Source organism: Bacillus cereus group sp. BfR-BA-01331 (genome assembly GCF_022663915.1).
Taxonomy (GTDB): domain Bacteria; phylum Bacillota; class Bacilli; order Bacillales; family Bacillaceae_G; genus Bacillus_A; species Bacillus_A mycoides.
Map to the genome: position 1 here is coordinate 166,008 of NZ_JAKUGJ010000009.1, position 22,899 is coordinate 188,906.

A 22,899-nucleotide genomic window follows, 5' to 3' on the forward strand; every position below is an offset into this window, starting at 1 on the left:
TATGCACATTTGCATATTTTCAACGGATATATGTATGCTATCATTTTAAATGAAGGTTCGCTTTCTGTTCTGAAGGCTCCTACATTGCATGAATCTAGTGTACCCAAACTTTAGATTATGTAGGGAAAAGGGATCCGTTATGGGGTTCCTTTTCTTTTGTTTTGTTTCAATCACGTGATGGTAACTATGTTTCCGCATTTCATAATTGTCATCAGTGATATATGTAAGGCATCCATATGAAAATACGAGGCTGTTCAAGAGTTTTCCGTACTTTTGGACAGCCTCACCCCGTTAAAACGACGATACTTTGTGTATCGTCTTTTTTGCACAAAAAAAACAGCCAATCAACTAATAAATTGATTGGCTGTAAAACATATTATTTATAATGTTTTTTACGTTTTGTGGCTAAAATACTTAACAATCCAGCTAGTAGAAGAACGATACCTGCTGCTTGTGTATGATCTTCTTTATGACCTGTATTTGGAAGTTTTTTATCTATATTTCGATCATCTTGCTGTTTGTTTGTCTGTGTTTCAGGATTTCCTTTTTCTAGTTCCTCGGAAGTTTCTTTTCCGTGAGTCTCAGGATTTTCCTTTTCTAGTTCTTCGGAAGTTTCTTTTCCATGAGTCTCAGGATTTTCTTTTTCTATCTCTTCGGAAGTTTCTTTTCCTGGTTTTTCCTCTTTATTTGGAGGAGTGATTGGTTTATCATCTCCACCTGGTGAAGATTCGATTTTCTTATTTGAAACTGTAATTTGTAGTGGGGTAGCTTGAGCTTTTTCAATTGTAAAGCTTATCGGTGAAGCATCTAATTGATAGCCTTCAGGAGCCTTTGTTTCCACTAATTGATAATTACCAGGTTTCAAATCATTTACGATTAATTTACCGTGTTGGTCTGTTTTTAGGCCTTCTCGGATTATTTTTCCATCGTGGTCTAAGATATTGAAAATGGCACCTTCAAGTGTTCCACGGTGATCAATATCAACTTTAGTTAACTCAATTGAACCTGTTGTTAAGCTATTTAAAGCTTTAACAGAGGTAACCCCAGATTGTCCCTTCGTAATTGTGAAAGGAATTGGCTTAGCACTTAAATCATAGCCAGTAGGAGCTTTCGTTTCAACGAACTGATAGTCTCCTGGACGTAAATCAGAAACAGAAATTTCCCCATCTTTATTAGTAGTTAAATCAGTACGAACATCATTGCCGCTTTGATCAACGATTTTAAAGATAGCACCTTCAAGAGTAGAGCTGTCGATGTCGTCAAGCTTAGTTAATTCAACTGATCCCTTCGTTAAGCTATTAGTAGCAGTAACAGAAGCGTTAGCAGTTTGACTCTTTTCAACAGTAAACTTGATAGGGTTTTGATTTAAGTCGTAATGTTTCGGAGCTTTCGTTTCAATAAATTGATAGTCTCCTGGACGTAAATCAGAAACGCTAATTTTCCCATCTTTATTAGTAGTTAAATCAGTACGAACATCATTGCCGCTTTGATCAACGATTTTAAAGATAGCACCTTCAAGAGTAGAGTTGTCAACGTCGTCGACTTTAGTTAATTCAACAGCGCCCTTCGTTAAGCTATTCGTAGCGGTAACAGAAGCTTTAGCCGTTTGACTCTTTTCAACAGTAAACTTGATAGGGTTTTGATTTAAGTCGTAATGCAGAGGAGCTTTCGTTTCAACGAATTGATAGTCTCCTGGACGTAAATCAGAAACTGAGATTTTTCCATCTTTATCAGTAGTTAAATCAGAACGAACATCATTGCCGCTTTGATCAACGACTTTAAAGATAGCACCTTCAAGAGTAGAGCTGTCAACGTCGTCAAGCTTAATTAGTTCGACTGAACCTTTAGTTAAGCTATTAGTAGCAGTAACAGAAGCGTTAGCAGCTTGACTCTTTTCAACAGTAAACTTGATAGGATTTTGATTTAAGTCGTAATGCAGAGGAGCTTTCGTTTCAACGAATTGATAGTCTCCTGGACGTAAATCAGAAACTGAGATTTTTCCATCTTTATCAGTAGTTAAATCAGAACGAACATCATTGCCGCTTTGATCAACGACTTTAAAGATAGCACCTTCAAGAGTAGAGCTGTCAACGTCGTCAAGCTTAATTAGTTCGACTGAACCTTTAGTTAAGCTATTAGTAGCAGTAACAGAAGCGTTAGCAGCTTGACTCTTTTCAACAGTAAACCTGATAGGATTTTGATTTAAGTCGTAATGCAGAGGAGCTTTCGTTTCAACGAACTGATAGTCTCCCGGACGTAAATCAGAAACAGAGATTTTTCCATTTTTATCAGTAGTTAAATCAGAACGGACGTCTTTTCCGTTCATATCAACGATTTTAAATACTGCACCTTTAAGAACAGAACCGTCAACGTCATCCACTTTGGAAAGTTCCACAGCGCCTTTTGTTAAGCTATTTGTAGCAGTAACGGAAGCGATTTTTTCTTGTCCTTTTTTAACTGTGAACTTAATAGGTGTTTCGTTTAAGTCATAGTGATTAGGAGCTTTTGTTTCGATAAACTCATAGTCTCCTGGTGGTAATTCATCCACAACTAAACGGCCGTTTTTATCAGTAGTTAAATCAGTACGGACGTCGTGTCCATCCTTATTAACAATTTTAAATACCGCACCTTCAAGTGTTGTGTTTTCTTCAACATCGTCAACTTTAATTAACTCCACACTACCTTTCGTTAAGCTGTTCGTAGCTGTAACGTAGACATGTTTTGTTTGACTTCTTTCAATTGTGAACTTAATCGGTTCTTCATTTAAGTCATAATGTTTCGGAGCTTTCGTTTCAATAAATTGATAGTCTCCAGGTTGTAAGTCTTTAGCGATGATTTTTCCATCTTTATTGGTAACTAAATTCGTACGAATGTCGTTACCGTTCATATCAGTAATTTTAAATACCGCACCTTCCAGCGTTTCTTTCGCATCTAAAGAGTCAACTTTCGTTAATTCCACGCCACCCTTTGTTAAGCCATTTTTAGCAGTAACAGAAACTTGAGTTGATTGGCTTTTCTCGATAGTGAAAGGAATCGGTGTTTTATTTAAATCATAATGTTTAGGAGCTGTCGTTTCTACGAATTGATAATCTCCCGGTCGTAAATTGGAAGCAGAAACTTTCCCGTGTTCATCAGTAGTTAAATTCGTGCGAACAACTTTACCTTTCGCATCAATGATGTTAAATACCGCATCAGAAAGTTTTGTATCTGGATTTATATCATCAACTTTAATTAACTCTACCGCACCTTCAGTTAAGCTGTTAGTAGCAGTAACTTGCAGCTGTTCTTTTTGGCTTTTCTTAACTGTAAATTTAATTGGTGTATCATTTAATTTATAGTGTTCAGGAGCTTTCGTTTCAATAAACTGGTAGTCTCCCGGACGTAAATCAGGAACAGCAACTTTACCATATGCATCTGTCGTAAGATCAGTGCGAACATCATTACCGTTCATATCAACAATTTTAAATACAGCACCTTTAAGGACAGTACCATCAATATCATCCACTTTAGAAAGCTCTACCGCACCTTTCGTTAAACTATTTTTAGCAGTAACAGAAATAGGTTCAGCTTGTCCTTTTTCGATAGTGAAAGGAATCGGTTCTTTATTTAAATCGTAGTGTTTCGGAGCCGTTGTCTCGATGAATTGATAATCACCAGGACGCAGGTCAGAAACGCTAATTTTACCTTGTGAATTTGTAGTAAGATTCTCGTGAATTACAGTACCATTCATATCAACAATGTTAAATACTGCGCCTTCAAGAGTAGAGCCATCGATGTCATCCACTTTAGTAAGTTCAACGCCGCCTTTTGTTAAACTATTTTTCATAGTAACAGTAGCAATATCTTTCTGGCTTTTCTCAACTGTAACTACAATAGGCTTTTTGTCTAAATCATAATGTTTAGGAGCCGTTGTTTCGACAAATTGATACGTACCAGGACGTAAGTTTTCAACAACGATTTTTCCTTCACCGTTTGTTTTTAAATCTGTTTTAAGTACTTTGCCATTTTGATCTAGTAAATTAAATACAGCATCGGCAAGTTTTGTTTGATCGTTTAAATCATCAACTTTAATTAATTCGATACTACCTTGTTTTAAACTATTTTTAGCAGTTAAAGAAATAGCTTTTTTCTGTCCTTTTTCAATAGTGAAACCAATAGGCGTTTCATCTAAAACGTAATGCTTAGGAGCTTCTATTTCGATGAATTGGTAATCACCAGGACGTAGGTCGTTAATTTCGATCTTCCCTTTACCATTTGTAACAAGGTCTTTATGAATTACAGTACCATTCATATCAACAATGTTAAATACTGCACCTTCAAGGGTAGTGTCATCGATGTTATCCACTTTAGAAAGTTCCACTGCACCTTTTGTTAGAGCATTTTTAGCTGTAACATGAAGAATTTCAGTTTGGCTTTTCTTAATTGTAAATTCGATAGGTTTTTTATTTAAATCGTAATGTTCAGGAGCTATTGTTTCCACGAATTGATACGTACCAGGACGTAGATTTTCAACAACAATTTTTCCTTCATCATTTGTTTTTAAGCCTTCTTCAACTAGTTCTCCGTCTGCATCTAATAAATTAAATACAGCGTTAGCAAGTTTTGTATCGATATCAATATCGTCAATTTTAGTTAATTCAACGCTACCTTTTGTTAAAGTGTTTTTACCTGTAACAGTAATCTTTTTCGTTTGACTTCTTTCAATTGTAAATGGAATCGGTGTTTCGTCTAATACATAGTGCTCAGGAGCCTTTGTTTCAATAAATTGATAGTCTCCCGGACGTAAATCAGAAACAGAAATTTCGCCATTGTCATCTGTAACAAGGTTTGTATGAACTTCCTTACCGTCCATGTCAACGATTTTAAAGATTGCGCCTTTCAGCATCGTACGATCGATGTCATCGATTTTTGTTAAGGTGACAGCACCTTTCGTTAAGCTGTTTTTAGCAGTAACGGTAATATTTTCTTTTTGACTTTTTCCGATAGTGAACGGAATAGGGTCTTTGCTTAAGTCATAGTCTTTTGGAGCTTTTACTTCAATAAATTGATAATCTCCCGGACGTAAATCAGAAGCGGTAACTATACCGTTCTCATCAGTCGTTAAGCCTTTGCGAATTACCTTTTTAGTATCATGAGCATCAACAATTATAAATTCCGCACCTTCAAGTGTAGTGCCATCAACGTCATCTACTTTTGTTAAAGTGACGCCACCTGTAAGTAAACTGTTTTTTACAGTAACAGGGATAGGAAGATCTTCCTTGCTACCTTTTTTAATCGTGAACTTAATAGGTGTTTGATCTAATTTATAATGTGCAGGGGCTTCTGTTTCAATAAATTGATAATCCCCTGGTGCTAAATCAGGAATAACTAGTACTCCATAATCATCTGTTTTTAAATCTTTTGCAATTTCTGTACCGTTTGCGTCTTGTAATTTGAATACCGCACCGGCAAGAGCTATTTTGCTGTCCACATCATCTTCTTTAATTAGTTTAACTTTTCCTTTCGTTAAACTATTTTTAAATGTAAGTGGAAGAAGTTTTTGTTGTCCTTTTTCGATTGTAAATTCAATTGGTTCTACATTTACATCGTAATAAGTTGGAGCCTTTGTTTCGATAAGTTTATAGTTACCAGGACGTAAGTCATCTACAACTAGCATTCCTTTACTATTCGTAACAAGGTCCGCACGAACATCTTCATTAGTATCCATATTCACAATTTTAAATACTGCACCTTCAAGTGTTTCCTTTTCATCTGCAGCATTTACTTTTGTTAATTCAATACCGCCTTTTGTTAAGCTGTTAGTAGCTGTAACGTTAATAGCAGTTGCTTGGCTCTCCTTAATTGTAAATTCAATCGGTGTTTTATTTAAGTCATAATGCTCGGGAGCTTTCGTTTCGATAAATTTATAGTTACCTGGACGTAAACCAGTGGCAATAATTTTACCTTCTTGATTCGTAACTAATTCTGTATGGACATCTTCATTTTTGTCATTCACAATTTTGAATACGGCACCTGTAAGTGCAGTTCCATCAACATCATCGACTTTTGTTAGTTCAACATCACCTGGCAGTAGACCATTTTCAGCTGTAATAACAATCGGTGTTTTTTGGCCTTTCTCAATTGTAAATTCAATTGGTGTTGATCGCAGTTCATAATGTTCAGGAGCTTTCGTTTCAATAAATTTATATTTGCCTGGACGTAAGTCAGAAGCTTTGATAGTTCCTTTTGTATCGGTAGTTAAGTCTGTACGAACATCTTCGTTCTTTTCGTTCACGATTTTGAACATAGCTCCAGCAAGAGGAGTCTTTTTATCAAATTCGTCGACTTTTAATAACTCAACAGTACCTGTTGTTAAACTGTTTTTTGCAGTAATTGGAATAATACTTGTTTGACTTTTCTCGATTGTAAACGGAATTGGTTCTTTATTTAAGTCATAGGATTTAGGTGATGTTGTTTCAATAAATTGATACTCACCAGGCTCTAAATCTTTAACGGTTAAAGTTCCATCTTTTTCTGTTTTTAAGTTTGTACGCACGTCTTCATTTTTGTTGTTTACAATTTTGAATACCGCACCTTCAAGAGTAGTGCCATCAACATCATCAACTTTTGTTAAAGTAACGTGACCTTTAATTAAAGTGTTTTTTGCTGTAACAGAAGCAGCTGTAGTTTGGCTTTTTTCTATTTCGAATAGGATAGGTGTTTTGTCTAATTCAAAGTGCTCAGGGGCTTTTGTTTCGACAAATTGGTATTTACCAGGACGTAAATCTTTTGCTTCGATTTGTCCATGTTCATTAGTTGTTAATTTCTCATATCCAGGAATATTTTTTCCATTGCGATCCTGAACAGTAAATTCTGCCCCTGCTAAAGTTTTATTATGTTTATCAACTTTTGTTAAAAGAGCAGATCCCTTAGTTAAACTATTTGTCGCAGTTCGGTTTACTACTGTTGTTTGATCTTCAGAGATAGTAAAGCGAATAATTCTGCTATCTAGTTGATAATGCTCAGGAGCCTTCGTTTCTTGTAAGTAGTAAGTTCCTGGCTTTAGTTTATCTATAATAATTTGTCCGTTATTATTTGTTGTTAATTCTTTGTGTTCTGGAATTATTTTTTTGTCTTTATCAAGTAGTGTGAAAACGGCACCTTGCAGTGTTACGTTTTTATTCAGGTCATCAGACTTTGTTAAAACTACTTTCCCGACAAATTTCTTATTTGCAAGTGTATATGTTGTAGTCTCTTGTGAACCAAGTTCAACAATTTTCCCTTGTTTTAAATCCCAGCTAATTACATAGCCTTCAGGAGCTTTTGTTTCTTTTAATAAATATTTGTCGCGTTTTAAGTTATTAAACTTAGCGATACCGTCTTTGTCTGTTGTTATTTTACGGATAACAGTTTTCCCTGTACGATCGTATAAAGTAAATTCTGCTCCGGCCAATGGTGCGTTCTTATTGTCGTTATCTACCTTTATAATTTCAAGGTTTCCGCGGCCTTTAGTAGCAGACCCTCCGCCCGAACCGGAAGACATTCGTACTTCAATCGTTTCGGTAGTTTCTGTATTCTTTACAGTTAACTTATTGCCTGTGATTTTAGCTTTATTACTTACTTTTTCTCTATCGTCTGCATTAATAAATGAACGATATTCTAAAATATAAGCTCGATCAATTTTTTTCAAGAAGGCAATTTCGAAATGTTGCTTTCCAGTATTATTGTCTGTTGTGATCGTTAACTTATAATCTGTTCCTTGTTTTAATTCATTTGCTGTATCTTTTGTTAAATTTCCATATGGATCAACAGTTGTAGGATATAAGTGGAATGAATCTTCCACAAGTACTTGATTGTCTGTTGGATCGTCTGTTACAACTGCGTCTGCAATGGTTGATTGGCTTTCGTTAATTGCAATACTCCAATTAATATAGTTGTCGTCTTGCACAGCTTTTTTTGTAACGAAGCTGCCACCTTTATTTACTTGAGCATCACCTTTAAGATTGTTAACAATTTTAGAGCCATCTTTTAACTCCGCCTCGTTGTTGTAGGTACCTTGGATAAGCTCACCATCAAGGCTTGTTTTAAAGATAATATAATAAGGTGAATTAATTGATTGTTTGAAATGAACCTTTAGGGTGTTTTTATTTTTATCTGTAGGTTCTTCAAGTTCATATTTCTCAGTTGGTACAGCATTACCAGGTCTTGCATTATCAGGACTTCCATTTAAAATCATATCGCGCACTTCAATGGATCCTGGTACTAACTTTTGTTTATCTTTTATTTCGTCTATAACATAAGGGTCTTTAATCTCAACATTATTATAATTAAAGCCTATTATCCAAGTAATTTCTTTTGTTTGGGCGTTATAAGACCCGTATTTATATCCATTCGCCTTTGTGAAAGTATCAGGATCAAAATTTGCTTCATCTTTATTTGATTGTGGTTTGGAATCTGCATCTATCCAAGATATGTTACCTGTATTTTTAAAGGAAGTTTTACCACTTTCCAATTTTGTATAATCAAAGTCTGTCGTATATTTTACGACTAATGTCTTTGTCATATTAGACTGATATGTGCCTATAAGGGTAATTTTGAAACCTTTATCCGTCACATCTAAAACGTAGTCAGTCTCAGCTTGAAGAGTATAATCTCCGTCTTTAATTTCTAGTTTGTTATCTTTTAATTGCAATCCACCATGATCAAAGGCATCCGTAATGATCGCGTTGTTTAATGGATAGTTGTTATTATTTACTATAATTGTCCAAGTTGTTGTTTTGTCTTTATAGTTTGTTTCAGCTTTATTATTAGATTTAATAATATTTTGCTGCTTGAAGCCAGCTTCATTTTCTTTACTTGAGCCATTATCTGCTGTAACTGTATTTTTGACTTTTCCATCTTTTATGACGTTATCAGTTGGGTTTGTTTTATAAGTAATTACATAAGCACTGTTAATATCTTCATTAAACTGTAGGTCGAATCCATTTTTCTTTTTACTTACAGTGTAGTTAGTAACAGCTTCTCCTGTTACGAGCTTTCCTTTATCATCATAGGAAGCATTTTTCACGACAATAGAATTTTCATCTAGTACATGTGCATCGTCAAAAACATCTTTTAAAATCGCATCTGCTTTTTTGATACCTCTTTGATCACCATTGTAAGTAATTGTCCATTCAATCGTTTGCGTCTTTGGATCATATTTACTTGTTTTGTTTAAATGCGTACCACGAGAAACCGTTACAGTAGCACTTGTGTTTTGTTGCTTTTGATTATCACTCGTTATCGTAACGTTATTTTGGAATTTTGTTACATTTTCATCAGTGATTTTTGTGGCATATTCGATTTGGTATGCTTTACTGATGTTATCTTTAAAAGCAATCTCCAATTTTGAACTATCTGATGAAGTGATTTTATAATCTGCTGGATCAGCTTCTGCACCACGTGTTGCGTTCCCATTAACATCAACTTCTAAATAATAAACTTTAATAGAATCTTTATTTAAGCTTGTACCTTGTGGGATGTTATCTTTAAAAACAGCATTTTTAAGAGTATCTTTCGTTTTATTCATTTCTACTGTCCAATTAATTTCATTTGTATTAATTGGCCTATCAGGTAACCCCTTTTTATTCGTAGCTGTTTGTACATTAGGCTTAAAGTCAACTGTAATAGAAACATCTTTATCTTTAATTGGGAAAGGAATTTCTTGTGTTGTTGTACCTTTAATTTCAGCTTTATTAAATTCTGTCTTTAATTGTAGATTACCAACAACATCTGGATGTTCTTCAATATAATCGTTGAATGTCATCGTGACTTTTCCATCTTTTGTAACAGTAAAATTACCAATTGGATTGTTTTCACTATCGTATAAAGGACTGTTAATTGTATTGTAAATCTTAAAATGTTTAGGAAGATCAAAAATATAGTAATCTCCGTTTTTCACATTCATTGATTTTAAAAGTTCCCATGTAAACTCAATATTGGCAGGGGAATCTGTACTTGGACGGTTATCCTCTGTAAATGGTTTTCCGTCTTTGTCCGTCAACCTTACACCCGTTAAGATGTTTGTTGTTATTTGCTTTGGACCTGAATTTATATTCTCAGCAGGGTTGCTTGTTGCTTTTTGTTCTGGATTGTCAGTGGCTTGTTTTGCTACTGGGTTTTGCTCCGGATTGTCAGTAGCGGTTTTCGCTGCTAGGTTTTGCTCCGGATTGCCAGTAACAGGTTTAGCTGCTGGGTTTTGCTCCGGATTGTCAGTAACAGGTTTAGCTGCTGGATCTTGCTCTGGATTACTAGTAACAGGTTTAGCTGCTGGATCTTGCTCTAGATTACTAGTATCAAGTTTAGCTGCTGGATCTTGCTCTGGATTACTAGTATCAGGTTTAGCTACTGGATCTTGCACTTGTTTATTAGTATCCTGTTTGGCTTCATCTTCTTTAGAATCTTCTACTTGAACAGGAACTGATATAGGATGAACCATTGTTCCTAAAGGAAAAGTAATTTCAACTGATTTTTCTCCAGTTTTTAAAGTTGGATTAAACACAGTATCAAGTTTGATTTTTCCTTTAGCGCCTTTTAAATTTTCTACTTGATCATTAAACATTAGTTTTAATTTATTATCTTTAGCTGTTATAAAATATTGACCAATATTTTTTTGATCTGCTACTAAATCCCCTTGCAAATCTTTAGATACTTTTAATGCAAGTGGTATTTGAAGTACTGCTGTATCGTTTGCATGTACAACTTGTTGATCCTTTATTGACCAAGCGTATTCAACTTGAATGGTTGATCCTAATTGTATTAAGTTTTTAGGATTTAATGCTTCGTCAATAATATGATTCGTTGCATCTTTCATTTCAACAGTGTCAAATAATGAATTTCCCGTTAAGGATTCCGCTCTCACTTGATTGTATGGAAAACTAGCAAGCTGCGAAAATAGTACGAATACAATTAAACATAGATTGAAGAGTTTTTTCATTGTTCCTCCTTTATGAATCCTTTTATTGCATAAAAATGCTTTGTGAAGAGATTGTTTGTCATGGATCAATGTGCTTTACGTGATGCCTCCTTTACTACGTATACTCTTTAGGAAAGTGTCCATATTCGATGCTTTGTAACGTAAAACAAAATGTATATTCTAATAATATAGAGAATGAATATACAAATTTCGACAAAAAATGTCGAGTGAAATACTGATAAGGAATGATATCAGACCTTTATAGGGTATGACTGTTTGAGTGGATCTTCATAAAATAGGTGTATGCAAAAAATATGCAGTGAGATGCGTACACTATTTTTTGATTCATGCTCTGCAATGTGCAAAGAATCGTTATAAAGGTAAGTTTTACGATATATGCTAACCAAAATAATGTATCCATTGTAAAAAATTCTTTCGTATTGAGGTAGTAATAAAATGTAGCTTGAATTTGGTCAGGATGAAGAAAATATGTACTGTCTAAAAGAGTATACAATTCGTAGATTAAAGCGAAGACAGCGTTTTATGATAAATAGAACGCATTCCTTTAATCGGTGCTATTAAATAAAAAAAAGAAGGTACTCCCTTGATCATCTTTTATGAGAGATAATCATCAATAACCTTCGTTAAAAATTATATACGTAAATGAAAAAGAGTTCAACCGTATTACTTCTTTTCAAAAGAGCATAAAAAAAGAACCGCTTCCTACTAAGAAGCGGTTCTTTTTTATATTTCTGTTAAAATAATCGGTTCACCGCGTGTTACGACAACTGTATGTTCACATTGTGCAACAAGGCTTTTGTCTGGTGTAACGAATGTCCAACCATCATCACCGCGCTCAATAATATGATCAGCTTTCATAGAAATAAATGGTTCTACAGCGATAACAAGGCCGTCTTTTAGAAGCGCATTATCCATTGGATCATAGTAGCTTAAAATGTGGTTTGGAGCTTCGTGTAAGCTAAGACCAATACCGTGACCAGTTAAGTTTTGGATTACATTATATCCATTTTTATGTGCAAAGTTAGAAACAGCACGACCAATTTGATTTTGTTTTGAGCCAGCTTTTACTTTTTTCATTGCTTCCCAAAATGAGTCTACTGCTGCTTGGCAAAGTTTTTCTTTTTCTTCATCGTCGCCAAGAACAAATGAGATACCTGTATCTGCATAATATCCGTCAAGTGCTGCTGATACGTCTACGTTTACTAAATCGCCTTCTTTTAATACGCGATCGCTTGGAATGCCGTGAGCAACTTCTTCGTTTACACTAATGCAAGTTACACCTGGGAATTTATATTCTTTTTCAGGCGCTGAAATAGCACCGTGCTCATCTAATACTTTTTTACCAATTAAATCAAGCTCTTTCGTTGTCATACCTGGCTTCGCTTGCTTTTTCATTTCTTCGCGTGCAAGTGCAACGATGCGGCCGATTTTTCGTAAACCTTCTAAATCTTGTTCATTACGAATAATCATGAAAACCACTGTCCTTCCTCGAATATATGTCTTATCCGATTGTATCATGTTTATTTTTGTACTGCTACTCGCGTGCGGTATGCGGGTTGATTCCTCTCATAAAGAATACATGACAATTGTCATATTGATGTCATGACGCATCATACTGTTTCCTAACTTTTCCAGAGCATACAATGTAAATATAAGAAACGGCGGGGGTGGAGAGATGGAAAAGATTATTGAAGTAAATGGTGTTTCTAAAACATTTAAACATAAAAAAGCAGTAAATAACGTTTCATTTCATGTAAATAAAGGGCAAATAGTAGCATTACTCGGTCCAAATGGTGCGGGGAAAACAACGACAATTTCAATGATGCTCGGATTAAAAGATCCGACAGAGGGGAATGTCTCTATATTTGGAAAGAGTCCGAAGCATAGAGATGTTCGTAATAGCCTTGGTGCGATGCTACAAGAAGTAAGTGTGATTGATAGTATCACGGTAGAAGAGGCAATTGAGTTATTCCGTAGTTATTATACGAATCCTGTAGAGAAAGAAATATTACTGCAGTTGTCAAACTTAGAACCAGAAAGAAAGCAAAGATGTGAGAAATTATCGGGCGGTCAAAAAAGAAGGTTAAATTTTGCGCTGGCACTTGCAGGGAATCCAGACTTGTTATTTTTAGATGAACCAACTGTAGGGATGGACATAACATCTCGAAAAACGTTTTGGGAAACGATTAGAAAATTAGCAAGTGAAGGGAAAACGATTATTTTAACAACACATTATTTAGAAGAAGCGGATGCGCTAGCAGATCGAATTTTATTATTTGCGAACGGAAAGATTATCGCAGATGGCACACCAGATGAGATGAAAGCGACGATTTCCCGAAAAACAATCTCGTTTTATTCGAAAGAGAAAATTCCTAAGAGTTTACTAAAGGAATTACCGCATGTAACAGAAGTACAGTCAAATGAAGGGCGCTTCACTTTAACGACGGAAGATACAGATGCCACTTTACAAGCAATTTATCAGAGGAATCTACCTGTAACAGACGTTTCAGTTGAACGTGGAAGCCTCGATGAAGCATTTGAACAGTTTGTTGCAAATCAGAAGGAGGGAATCGCATGAGAGCATTATGGATGCAATGTAAAATAGAGGTTTTACGTACGTTCCGCAATAAATTATTCATCTTTTTCTCATTATTAATGCCAGTTATGTTTTATTACATCTTTACAAATGTTATTCAAGTCCCGCAAAACGGAGATGCATGGAAAGCACATTATTTAATTTCAATGGCGACTTTCAGTATTGTAGGGACTGCCCTTTTTAGTTTCGGTGTGAGACTTTCTCAGGAAAAAGGGCAAGGATGGACACATTTGTTAAAAATTACACCGCTTCCAGAGGGCGCATATTTAGCAGCTAAAATTATTGCTCAAACAGTAGTGAATGCTTTTTCAATCTTAGTTATTTTTATGGCAGGAATATTAATTAATAATGTTGAGTTAACGATAGGCCAATGGATTGGTGCAGGATTATGGTTATTATTAGGCGTGACACCATTTTTAGCCCTTGGAACAGTAATAGGTTCAATTAAGAAGGCGGATGCAGCAGCTGGATTAGCGAATATTTTAAATATGAGTCTAGCAGTAATTGGCGGGTTATGGATGCCAATTGAAGTATTCCCAAAAGTATTAAGATCTATCGGTGAATGGACACCGACATATCATTTTGGTAGCGGTGCATGGGATATTGTAGCTGGAAAATCAATTGGATGGGAAAATATCGCAGTACTAGGAGGTTATTTCTTTATATTTGTTGTAGTATCAATATATATAAGAAAGAGACAGGAAGCGGTATAAATGATAGAGAAGAAGAGGTTTGAGTTTTTTCCGAAACATATGGGTTTCTTCCCATATATGTGGTTAGTGTATTTATTATTTCCAATTTATAATTTAACACAAGTATCGGGATGGAAGCTTGTAATAGGGATCGGTATGTTGATAGTTTTCATTATCACATACCGTCAACTTTATTTTGTTCAGAGGACGTTCGTGTTGTGGGCGTGTATTCAAATGATACTAACCTGTTTATTTGCCGTATTTTATAATCCTTTCATGATATTCTTTGGCTTTTTTACGGCAAGTGCGATGGGATTTGCGCCAAGTAAGAAGGCATTTCGTGTGTTGTTATGTTTATTAGTTGTAATGCTTGGGGCTTTTATATTTATAAATGTTAATCAACTAACAATCCCGAGTTTAGTGAATATCGTTCCGATGTTTATTTTAATGCTTCTTACGCCATTTGGAATGCGTAATTTTAATCAGAAAAAGATGTTAAAAAATCAACTAAATGAAGCAAACGAACAAATTAAAGACTTAGTAAAACGTGAGGAACGGCAGCGAATTGCAAGAGATCTTCATGACACGTTAGGACACACATTATCTCTTATTACTTTGAAAAGTCAGCTCGTGGAGAAGTTAATTGTGAAAAATCCAGATCGTGCAAGTATGGAAGCGAAGGAAATTACACAAACATCTCGCACCGCTTTAAAACAGCTGAGAGAATTAATTTCTGATATGCGTATGATTACAGTGGAAGAAGAACTTGAGCAAATAAAAGCGATTTTGCAAGCTGCCAATATTGAATTAGAAGTAAAGCAGGAGGCTAATTCTAGCTCGTTATCACCAATTGAACAAAATATTTTAGGTATGTGTTTACGTGAGGCTGTTACGAATGTCGTGAAGCATAGTAAGGCAAAGGCATGTACAGTTTCTATATTAGAATCACAAGGTGAGTTGATTTTGAAAGTAGAAGATAATGGCATCGGTTTAGAGGAGCAAAATCATGATGGAAACGGTATTCGTGGTATGAAGGAGCGGATTTCCCTTATTGATGGAGTAGTTGAACTGGATACGATCAATCCAGGGACACTGTTAACGGTGAAAGTTCCAATTGTAATTAGAACAGGAAAAGATGAGGTGAGGGCATGATTCGAATTATTATTGCAGAAGATCAACGAATGCTTCGTGGTGCATTAGGAGCCCTGCTTGATCTGGAAGATGATATTGAAGTAGTTGGGCAAGCTGCGAATGGTGAAGAAGCGTTAAAATTAATCGAATCGTTAAAGCCAGATATAAGTATTATGGATATTGAAATGCCGATCCAAAGTGGTTTAGATGTTGCTGAAATTTTAAAGAAAGAACAATCATCTTGTAAAGTAATGATTTTAACAACATTTGCGCGTCCTGGTTATTTTGAAAGGGCAATGAAAACTGGTGTTCACGGGTATTTATTAAAGGATAGCCCGAGTGAAGATTTAGCTTCAGCAATTCGAAATGTTATGAAAGGGAAGCGAGAGATTTCGCAGGAGCTAATGTTTGGCTTATGGCAGGAACAAAATCCGCTATCAGATCGTGAAAAAGAAGTGCTGGTACTTGCGAAAGAAGGAAAGACTACAAATGAAATTGCTAAGATGCTCTATCTTTCGCCTGGTACAGTGCGTAATTATATTTCGGAAGTATTAGCAAAACTGGAAGCGAAAAATAGAATTGAGGCAATTACAATTGCGGAAGAAAAGGGATGGATATGAAAAGAAGTTTACCTACGAGTGGTAAACTTCTTTTTTCTTATAAACAAGTATTTCAATAGAAAGTTTCGTCGCAGTCGCATTGCTCAGAATTTGAAGTATATCGCGTAATTTAGATTTTACTTCATTTTTCGACAAAAAATTTGTTATAGTAAGATTAAGTTGTTGGTCTAAATTTTGGACAACTTTACCACTAACAGTTGTAATTACTCCATTTTTATCTACTTTTACAATAAGATCTTGGCCATATACTTTATAATTTTCGTAAGTTTGTGCAAGGCGAACTTCGGTTTGACTTTCTTTTGTTTCTTTATTTGTAGGTTGGGAATCTACATTCATTTCAGTTGTCACTCACTCTTGTTGAGCTTTAGCCTCGTTTATCTCATCTTTTAAATACTTTTTCGCCATATTTTTTTCGTATTATTTTGAGGTTGTGTTAATTTTTTTATCGTTAAACTAGGCTGAGCAATTTCAACTTTTACTTCATTTTTGTCTAATTCTTGGGTGTGAACAGCTTCTGCTGATAAAGGATAAAGAAGACCGAATGTAACGAAAAGCACGAGCAAGTTTTCTATAATTTATCTATAAAACTTCTAATCTATTATTGTATGTGAGATGAATTATATGAAGAATTTGCGGAATTTTATATATATTATGCATTATTTCATATCAAAAATTGTCGAATTCACATTATTGTAGTGGTATGACAACTTGAAAAAATTAGATTGTTATAATGGGACGGTGAGCAAGTATGCACGCAGAAAAACTAGGAAGCGAAATAAAGAAAATTAGGGGAATGAGAGGATTCACACAGAAACAACTCTCCGATAATGTATGTCATCAATCGGAGGTGAGCAGAATTGAGTCGGGCGCGGTATACCCAAGTATGGATATATTGCAAGGTATTGCAGCAAAGTTACAAGTTCCCATTATTCATTTTTATGAGGTACTCATTTATTCTGATATCGAGAGGAAAAAGCAGTTAAAAGATCAAATCATTATGCTTTGTAAGCAAAAGAAATATAAAGAAATATATAATAAAGTATGGAATGAACTGAAAAAGGAAGAATATCATCCTGAGTTTCAGCAGTTTCTTCAATGGCAATATCATGTATCTGCGTATGTGCTAAAGAAGATTGATTATGAATATTGTATTCTGGAGCTAAAAAAGCTACTAAATCAACAGTTAACTGGAATAGACGTGTATCAAAAACTTTATATAGAAAATGCAATTGCAAATATTTATGCTGAAAATGGTTATTTTAAGAAGGGTATGGAGTTATTTGAAGGTATATTAAAGCAATTAGAGGCATTGCCTGAAAATAAAGAGTTTGATGTGAAGGTAAGACATAATCATGCAAAAACATTATACTTAGATAATCAATATGAAGAAGCACTTTATCAAATAAATAAAGCCATTGAAATATCATGTCGAATTAATAGTATGGCATTGATTGGACAGTTATACTATCAAAAAGGTGAATGCTTAGAAAAGCTAGAGTATGATGGGGCAGAGATTGAAGATGCTTATGAAAAAGCTTGCTTCTTTTTCGATATATTAGAAATGCATGCGTATAAAGAAACGCTTATAAAAAAAATGAAGAAATAAAAACGACCTAAAAAATAGATATGCATAATTGCATACGATATGGATAAATTTTCATGATATATTAAAAGAAAAATGTGGGTGATGGAATATGAAAAAACTACTTATTGGTAGTCTATTAACGTTAGCGATGGCATGGGGTATTTCATTAGCAGATACAGCTTTAGAGAAAAGCCAAGTAATTTCTTATAATGATCAAGAGGTACAATTAGCTTCAGATATGCCTTTTGAGTATTAAAAAACAACCGTCTTACTTAGACGGTTGTTTTTTTATGGAGTAACATCCAAACATCTTTACTAGAAACAGGTTTGCTAAAGAGGAATCCTTGAACGTGGTCACAGTTTTGCTCGTGTAAAAACTTCCATTGTTCTTCTGTTTCTACACCTTCCGCAATAACCTCTAAATTTAATTCTTTCGATAGCGTAATAATGGAAGCGATAATCGCTTCTTCTAAAGGGCTATTTGTAATTCCACAAATAAATTCTCGAGCAATTTTTAATGTATTGATTGGATATTTCGTTAAATAAGCTAAAGAACTATAACCAGTTCCAAAGTCATCAATTGAAATTTGAATACCGAGATTTTGAAGTTCTTCTAGTTTAGCAACTACAGAATGATTTTGATTAATTGCGATACTTTCTGTAATCTCAATATCTAGCGCTTCCGGCTTTAGTTCTGTTTCTTCCAAGACTTTTGAAATAGTTGATATTAAATCTGCGTGATTAAATTGAACAACAGATAAATTTACACCAACCTTTAAGTGAGAAAATCCTTGGTTATGCCACTTTTTTGCTTCTAAGCAGGCGGTACGTAAAATCCAATTGCCAAGTTCAATAATAAATCCTGTTTCCTCTGCTAGAGGAATGAATTGGGCAGGCGATACAATTCCGAGTTTTGGATGTTTCCAGCGAATTAATGCCTCAAAACCGATAATTTGTTTTGTTTTTGTATTTACTTGTGGTTGATATTCAAGGAAAAATTCATTTTGTTGTAGAGCTTTTGAAAGTTCACCTTCTAGGAAGTGTATTTCATTTTGCGCAATACTCATTTCTTTTGAGAAGAAAATAAATCTATTTTTCCCATTAGCCTTTGCTCGATACATAGCCATATCTGCATTTTTCATTAATTCGGTTACATCGGTTCCGTAGTCAGGGTACATCGCAATTCCGATACTCGGTGTAACAGAAAGTTCTTCACCTTTAATAAAGTAAGGCTTATTTAAAATAGTTAAAATTTGTTCAGCGATAAAAGAAGCACTTTTTTCAGAGTACATATCGGGTAATAGAATCGTAAATTCATCTCCGCCTTGGCGGGCAACGATATCTTTTGAACGCAAACATCCACGTAATCTTTTTGCTACTTCAATTAATAATAAATCTCCGACATCATGGCCGAGTCTATCATTAATTTTTTTAAATCGATCTAAGTCGAGGAACATAACCGCAACGTCATTAGTGTTGTTTTGAGCTAGATTTAAAATCGTTTTTAAATCTTTTTCGAATTTCCGTCGATTCGGTAGTCCTGTAAGTGCATCATGGAAAGCCATATGCTCTACTTGCTTTTGTTTTTCATATAAAGTTGTAATATCACGTGCTATACCAAACATCCCAACAACTTCTCTATTTATAAAAATAGGGATGAATGTAATGTGAAGGTGATAATAATATCCTTCTTTTTCTTTTGTACGAATTTCTAGAGTTTGTGGTCTACCTTCTTTTGTAATTTGTAAAGATTTCTTCAATAATTCATGATCTTGTGGATCAATGAAGTGTTGAAGAGAATAGCTTGTTACTTCACAATAATAGGCTGTAAATAAACTTTCACAAGCCTTATTAGATTGTTGGAAAATCCCATTCATATTTAAAGAAAAAACAGCATCAGGATGATCTTCGAATAAAGATTTATAACGTTGTTCACTTTTTGATAGGGCAGATACGCCTTCTTCAACTTCACCTTCTAGTTGTGTAGTCAACTGTTCATACGTATCGATTAATACTTGATTATCTTTCCACATGAAAAGTTGTCGTAGGAATAATAAGACTAGTGATAATACTAGACCGATTAGCATGAACTTATCATCCCAAGGCTGAATAACAGCAAAGGAAAAAGTAATGATTATACTAAAATAAGGTAATATAAAGCGTACATAATCGAATCGATAATATTTCGTTTTCGTTTCATGTTGCATTGGTTTATCCAAAATGTACAGTATGGACGATAAACCGATTAGTAAAATCGAAGCAGTATGTATTAAATAAGAGACTTCAGAAGAAGTTCCCATTCCCGCGTTTAATTGGAATAGATGTATATATCCGTACACAAGTATGATAGTAAAGCCAATAATTAATGAGATTCTACTAGAAGAATACCGTTCTCTTCTATATAGGCTAATCACGGCGTAAATTACTAATGATTGTGCAATAAAATACCCAATCAAAATCCACGCTTCCTTCGTTAACATACGAAAGCTTGAAATATCTAAAATAAAGGTTAAGGTAAAATAAATATTCATAATAACAATAAAGATGCTGTCGAATGAAAATTGAGCAAGGCCTCTAATAGAGTAATGTTTTATAAACTTTATAGCAAAGCCAGAAAAGAGCAAAATATATTGTATGATGAAAAAAGGCAATGCCTTATATGAGAATATGACTTGATCATATATAGAAAGTGAATGAAGAAATAAAGTTATCTCCATAGCTAATCCACATATACAAGTGCATAGTACTAGAACCCAAAATAGTTTGTCACCGTGCTTCATCTTCTTAATTGCTTTATATAGGCAATAGCAAGAAAAGAGTGTAGCAAAACAAAATAAGAAGAGAATGCCAATTTCTTTTATATTCAAGCTCTTAGGAATAAGGAATATCCAAAGAGAAAATATAATTATATACATCATGACAAATTGTACATATTTTTTTTGATTAATCATATAATGGCTCCGTTTCAATAAAGTTGAATCACAGGTGGAAAATGCTAATTTAAATAATAGCATATAAAACAGGAGCTTTTTTACTATAAGAAATACTTTTTGAAAAAAATAGCGCAACGTTACAATTTACCATTGTAACGTTGCGCCATTTTTTCTGTTTATCCCTCTTATAGAAGAGATTTCATCTATTAACTGAAGAAGTGCTAAATCCTTTTGTTTACTTTCAATCATAATATCGAAATCATGATCAATTTTTTTTGTAATGTGTAAAAAAGGTTTAATAAACTCTAAATCAATATAATTTGCGTGAGCTCTAAATTCTTTTTCGGATTTAGGAGAAGAAATATGAACTTTAGGAAGGACATTTGTATGTGACCAAGTTTTAAATATCATAGGAAGTAATTCTTCTAGCGGTTCATTACAAAGGTTCGCTATGTGATGATGATAATCGAACACGAAAGGTATTTTTTCTTTTTGACAAATAGCCAAAGTTTCAGAAGTTGTATACGTTTTATCGTCATTTTCAAGAGTCATTTGTCTTTTTATATGGTAAGGGAGTTTTTGTATGTTTTCATGAAAACGTTCGATTGCCTTCTCCTTATTTCCATACGCACCACCTACATGGATATTAATGTAGGAAGAATCTGCAATTCCCATAGCATTTAACACATTATAATGATAGGTCATATCTGTAATAGCATTAGTTGTAATATGTGGTTTGTCGCTTGTAAATAGTGTGAATTGGTTGGGATGAAAACTTACGCGTAAATTGTGTTCTTGAATTAATGCTCCTATTTTACGCCATAGTGGAGCAAATAGTTGAATGTAATCAAATTCAACTTCAGGATGTGTTGCAAGCGGGACGATAGAAGATGATAAACGATATAATGGAATTTCGTGTGCAATATTGTAATGAAGGATGCGTATTGTGTGTTCTAGATTTTGCAGTGTAACATTATATAATTTATCTTCACGCTCTTGTTTTTTTAGCTTTTTCCAGCTTGTAAATGTCATTGTTTTGGCAGGCGAACAGTCCCATAATGCCGTAGCATGTGAGACATATCCAAATCGAATTATCATATGTGATGCACCTCCTTGGCTCTTGAAATTTCTCTATAAAAAGAACGCGAGTATCGTTCCTATCCATTCCTTTCCTCTATCGATAATGGAGAGAGGGCTGACATCTTCAAAGGAAAGTAATGAGGAGCATCCCAAATCTTCCTCGAATTTACGTTTTACTTCTTGTATGAAATGTTTATCGTATAAAAGGCAATTGATTTCATGGTTAATATATATACTTCTCATATCGAAATTAGCAGTTCCGATATCACAAGTATGATCGTCTACTATAATAATTTTTGCGTGGAAAAATCCTTGCTGAAAAGCGTAAATATTACAACCAGCTTGTATTAACTTTCGGCAATATGGGAATTTTGCTTCTCGAACGAGAGCGTGATCAGCCTTTTGTGGAACGAGAATAGTTATTTGAACCCCACGTTTTCGCGCTTTTAATAATGCATTCATAATTTTTTTTCCAGGAATAAAATATGGTGTACCGATAAAGAGTTCTTTTTTCGCGCTTTCGATTAAATGTAAAAATGTATTTTGTAAATAGGCACCATCAGTAGGGATGAAACGATGTAGAATGGTCCCTGGTTGTTGCGTAGGAAAATAAAGAGATGAATCTAATAAATTTTGGTCTGTATCGTCGAGCCAATCATGTAAAAATTGTTTTTGTAAATCTTGTATCCCTTCTCCTGTAAGACGTAAATGATAATCTCGCCATAACCCTAACCTTTGATTATGCCCTAAATATTCCTCGCCAATGTTAAATCCACCAATATAACCAATTTTCCCGTCAATAACTGTAATTTTTCTATGGTTTCTTTGATTTGCAGAAAAGAAAGGAAAAGGAAATTTCACTTTATGACAAAATGAAAAAGAGACACCATGTTTTTGTAGGGAGTAAATCGCTTCTTTTGATAAATAATGACTTCCAAACCGGTCGAGTAAAAGTCTTACTTCAATTCCTTCTTGTGCTTTATCGATAAGTAACTTTAAAAACGTACGACTTATATCATCGTTTTTTACAATGAAAAATAAAACGTGCACATGGTGTTTAGCTTGTTTTATATCAGTAAAGAGAGCATCGTATAGATCATTTCCATATGTATAAAGGCGAAAATCACTTTGACGTAAAGGGAAAGAACGAGAACGTACACGCTTTAAATGAACAATTCTCCCATATGAAAGGTCGATTGTAATCCAGAGAGCGCTGCCTAATAACAAGAGAGATAAGAAAAACATAAGTAAATTCCCTCCTTCACGGTCTTTTCACCATCAATTTTTTACAAATCAAAATTTCACTGT

At 34.4% G+C, this 22,899-nt stretch carries 13 protein-coding genes; 6 read left to right on the forward strand and 7 right to left on the reverse strand.

All coding sequences use genetic code 11. The annotated features are described in order from the left end of the window. Positions 1 to 376: 376 nt before the first annotated feature. Both MR155_RS18100 and map read right to left on the reverse strand, forming a co-directional pair. Positions 377 to 10,954 carry a SpaA isopeptide-forming pilin-related protein gene (locus MR155_RS18100; RefSeq protein ID WP_242310782.1) on the reverse strand — a complete coding sequence of 3,526 codons (10,578 nt, stop codon included), beginning with the start codon at positions 10,952 to 10,954 and terminating at the stop codon, positions 377 to 379. A 723-nt stretch (positions 10,955 to 11,677) separates the two neighbouring features. After that, complete coding sequence (map, locus tag MR155_RS18105) at positions 11,678 to 12,472, reverse strand: type I methionyl aminopeptidase (protein WP_061673820.1); 795 nt, start codon at positions 12,470 to 12,472, stop codon at positions 11,678 to 11,680. Between the two features lie 157 nt (positions 12,473 to 12,629). On the opposite strand from map, the gene MR155_RS18110 reads away from it, so the two are divergent. From MR155_RS18110 to MR155_RS18125, 4 genes are read left to right on the forward strand one after another with little or no spacing between them, the layout of a single operon-like run. Then, the gene (locus tag MR155_RS18110) at positions 12,630 to 13,532 is read left to right on the forward strand and encodes an ABC transporter ATP-binding protein (RefSeq protein ID WP_151304983.1); all 903 of its coding nucleotides are present in this window, start codon (positions 12,630 to 12,632) and stop codon (positions 13,530 to 13,532) included. Beyond that, the gene (locus MR155_RS18115; RefSeq protein WP_113936175.1) at positions 13,529 to 14,263 is read left to right on the forward strand and encodes an ABC transporter permease; all 735 of its coding nucleotides are present in this window, start codon (positions 13,529 to 13,531) and stop codon (positions 14,261 to 14,263) included. Before MR155_RS18110 ends, MR155_RS18115 begins: the two co-directional genes overlap by 4 nt. Next, complete coding sequence (locus MR155_RS18120; protein ID WP_242310784.1) at positions 14,264 to 15,394, forward strand: sensor histidine kinase; 1,131 nt, start codon at positions 14,264 to 14,266, stop codon at positions 15,392 to 15,394. Then, on the forward strand, positions 15,391 to 15,993 hold the full coding sequence (locus MR155_RS18125) for a response regulator transcription factor (RefSeq protein ID WP_219300806.1): 603 nt from the start codon (positions 15,391 to 15,393) through the stop codon (positions 15,991 to 15,993). Before MR155_RS18120 ends, MR155_RS18125 begins: the two co-directional genes overlap by 4 nt. A 12-nt stretch (positions 15,994 to 16,005) precedes the next feature. Here MR155_RS18125 and MR155_RS18130 read toward each other — a convergent pair whose 3' ends face one another. Together MR155_RS18130 and MR155_RS18135 are read right to left on the reverse strand one after the other, a co-directional pair. Continuing rightward, positions 16,006 to 16,329, reverse strand: coding sequence for a bacillolysin (locus tag MR155_RS18130; RefSeq protein WP_219300808.1), 324 nt, complete (start codon positions 16,327 to 16,329; stop codon positions 16,006 to 16,008). 50 nt (positions 16,330 to 16,379) lie between these two features. Further along, positions 16,380 to 16,550 (reverse strand): hypothetical protein, encoded by a 171-nt coding sequence (locus MR155_RS18135; RefSeq protein WP_229188631.1) that lies wholly within the window; start codon positions 16,548 to 16,550, stop codon positions 16,380 to 16,382. Between the two features lie 191 nt (positions 16,551 to 16,741). On the opposite strand from MR155_RS18135, the gene MR155_RS18140 reads away from it, so the two are divergent. Beyond that, positions 16,742 to 17,599 (forward strand): helix-turn-helix domain-containing protein, encoded by an 858-nt coding sequence (locus MR155_RS18140; RefSeq protein ID WP_113936178.1) that lies wholly within the window; start codon positions 16,742 to 16,744, stop codon positions 17,597 to 17,599. Positions 17,600 to 17,687: 88 nt separating this feature from the next. Then, positions 17,688 to 17,834 carry a quorum-sensing peptide PapR gene (locus MR155_RS18145; RefSeq protein WP_242310786.1) on the forward strand — a complete coding sequence of 49 codons (147 nt, stop codon included), beginning with the start codon at positions 17,688 to 17,690 and terminating at the stop codon, positions 17,832 to 17,834. A gap of 16 nt (positions 17,835 to 17,850) precedes the next feature. On the opposite strand, the gene MR155_RS18150 is transcribed toward MR155_RS18145, so the two are convergent. From MR155_RS18150 to cls, 3 genes are all read right to left on the reverse strand, one after another. Beyond that, positions 17,851 to 20,529 carry a DUF4084 domain-containing protein gene (locus MR155_RS18150; protein ID WP_242310788.1) on the reverse strand — a complete coding sequence of 893 codons (2,679 nt, stop codon included), beginning with the start codon at positions 20,527 to 20,529 and terminating at the stop codon, positions 17,851 to 17,853. 126 nt (positions 20,530 to 20,655) lie between these two features. Further along, positions 20,656 to 21,609 carry a UV DNA damage repair endonuclease UvsE gene (uvsE, locus tag MR155_RS18155; RefSeq protein WP_242310790.1) on the reverse strand — a complete coding sequence of 318 codons (954 nt, stop codon included), beginning with the start codon at positions 21,607 to 21,609 and terminating at the stop codon, positions 20,656 to 20,658. Between the two features lie 33 nt (positions 21,610 to 21,642). Next, positions 21,643 to 22,836 carry a cardiolipin synthase gene (cls, locus tag MR155_RS18160; protein WP_242310792.1) on the reverse strand — a complete coding sequence of 398 codons (1,194 nt, stop codon included), beginning with the start codon at positions 22,834 to 22,836 and terminating at the stop codon, positions 21,643 to 21,645. Positions 22,837 to 22,899 lie beyond the last annotated feature (63 nt).

What these genes read in the sequence shown, in the direction of transcription:
- MR155_RS18100 (WP_242310782.1), bottom strand. Translation starts at nt 10,954, where the DNA reads ATGAAAAAACTCTTCAATCTATGTTTAATTGTATTCGTACTATTTTCG.
- map (WP_061673820.1), bottom strand. Translation starts at nt 12,472, where the DNA reads ATGATACAATCGGATAAGACATATATTCGAGGAAGGACAGTGGTTTTC.
- MR155_RS18110 (WP_151304983.1), top strand. Translation starts at nt 12,630, where the DNA reads ATGGAAAAGATTATTGAAGTAAATGGTGTTTCTAAAACATTTAAACAT.
- MR155_RS18115 (WP_113936175.1), top strand. Translation starts at nt 13,529, where the DNA reads ATGAGAGCATTATGGATGCAATGTAAAATAGAGGTTTTACGTACGTTC.
- MR155_RS18120 (WP_242310784.1), top strand. Translation starts at nt 14,264, where the DNA reads ATGATAGAGAAGAAGAGGTTTGAGTTTTTTCCGAAACATATGGGTTTC.
- MR155_RS18125 (WP_219300806.1), top strand. Translation starts at nt 15,391, where the DNA reads ATGATTCGAATTATTATTGCAGAAGATCAACGAATGCTTCGTGGTGCA.
- MR155_RS18130 (WP_219300808.1), bottom strand. Translation starts at nt 16,329, where the DNA reads ATGAATGTAGATTCCCAACCTACAAATAAAGAAACAAAAGAAAGTCAA.
- MR155_RS18140 (WP_113936178.1), top strand. Translation starts at nt 16,742, where the DNA reads ATGCACGCAGAAAAACTAGGAAGCGAAATAAAGAAAATTAGGGGAATG.
- MR155_RS18145 (WP_242310786.1), top strand. Translation starts at nt 17,688, where the DNA reads ATGAAAAAACTACTTATTGGTAGTCTATTAACGTTAGCGATGGCATGG.
- MR155_RS18150 (WP_242310788.1), bottom strand. Translation starts at nt 20,529, where the DNA reads ATGATTAATCAAAAAAAATATGTACAATTTGTCATGATGTATATAATT.
- uvsE (WP_242310790.1), bottom strand. Translation starts at nt 21,609, where the DNA reads ATGATAATTCGATTTGGATATGTCTCACATGCTACGGCATTATGGGAC.
- cls (WP_242310792.1), bottom strand. Translation starts at nt 22,836, where the DNA reads ATGTTTTTCTTATCTCTCTTGTTATTAGGCAGCGCTCTCTGGATTACA.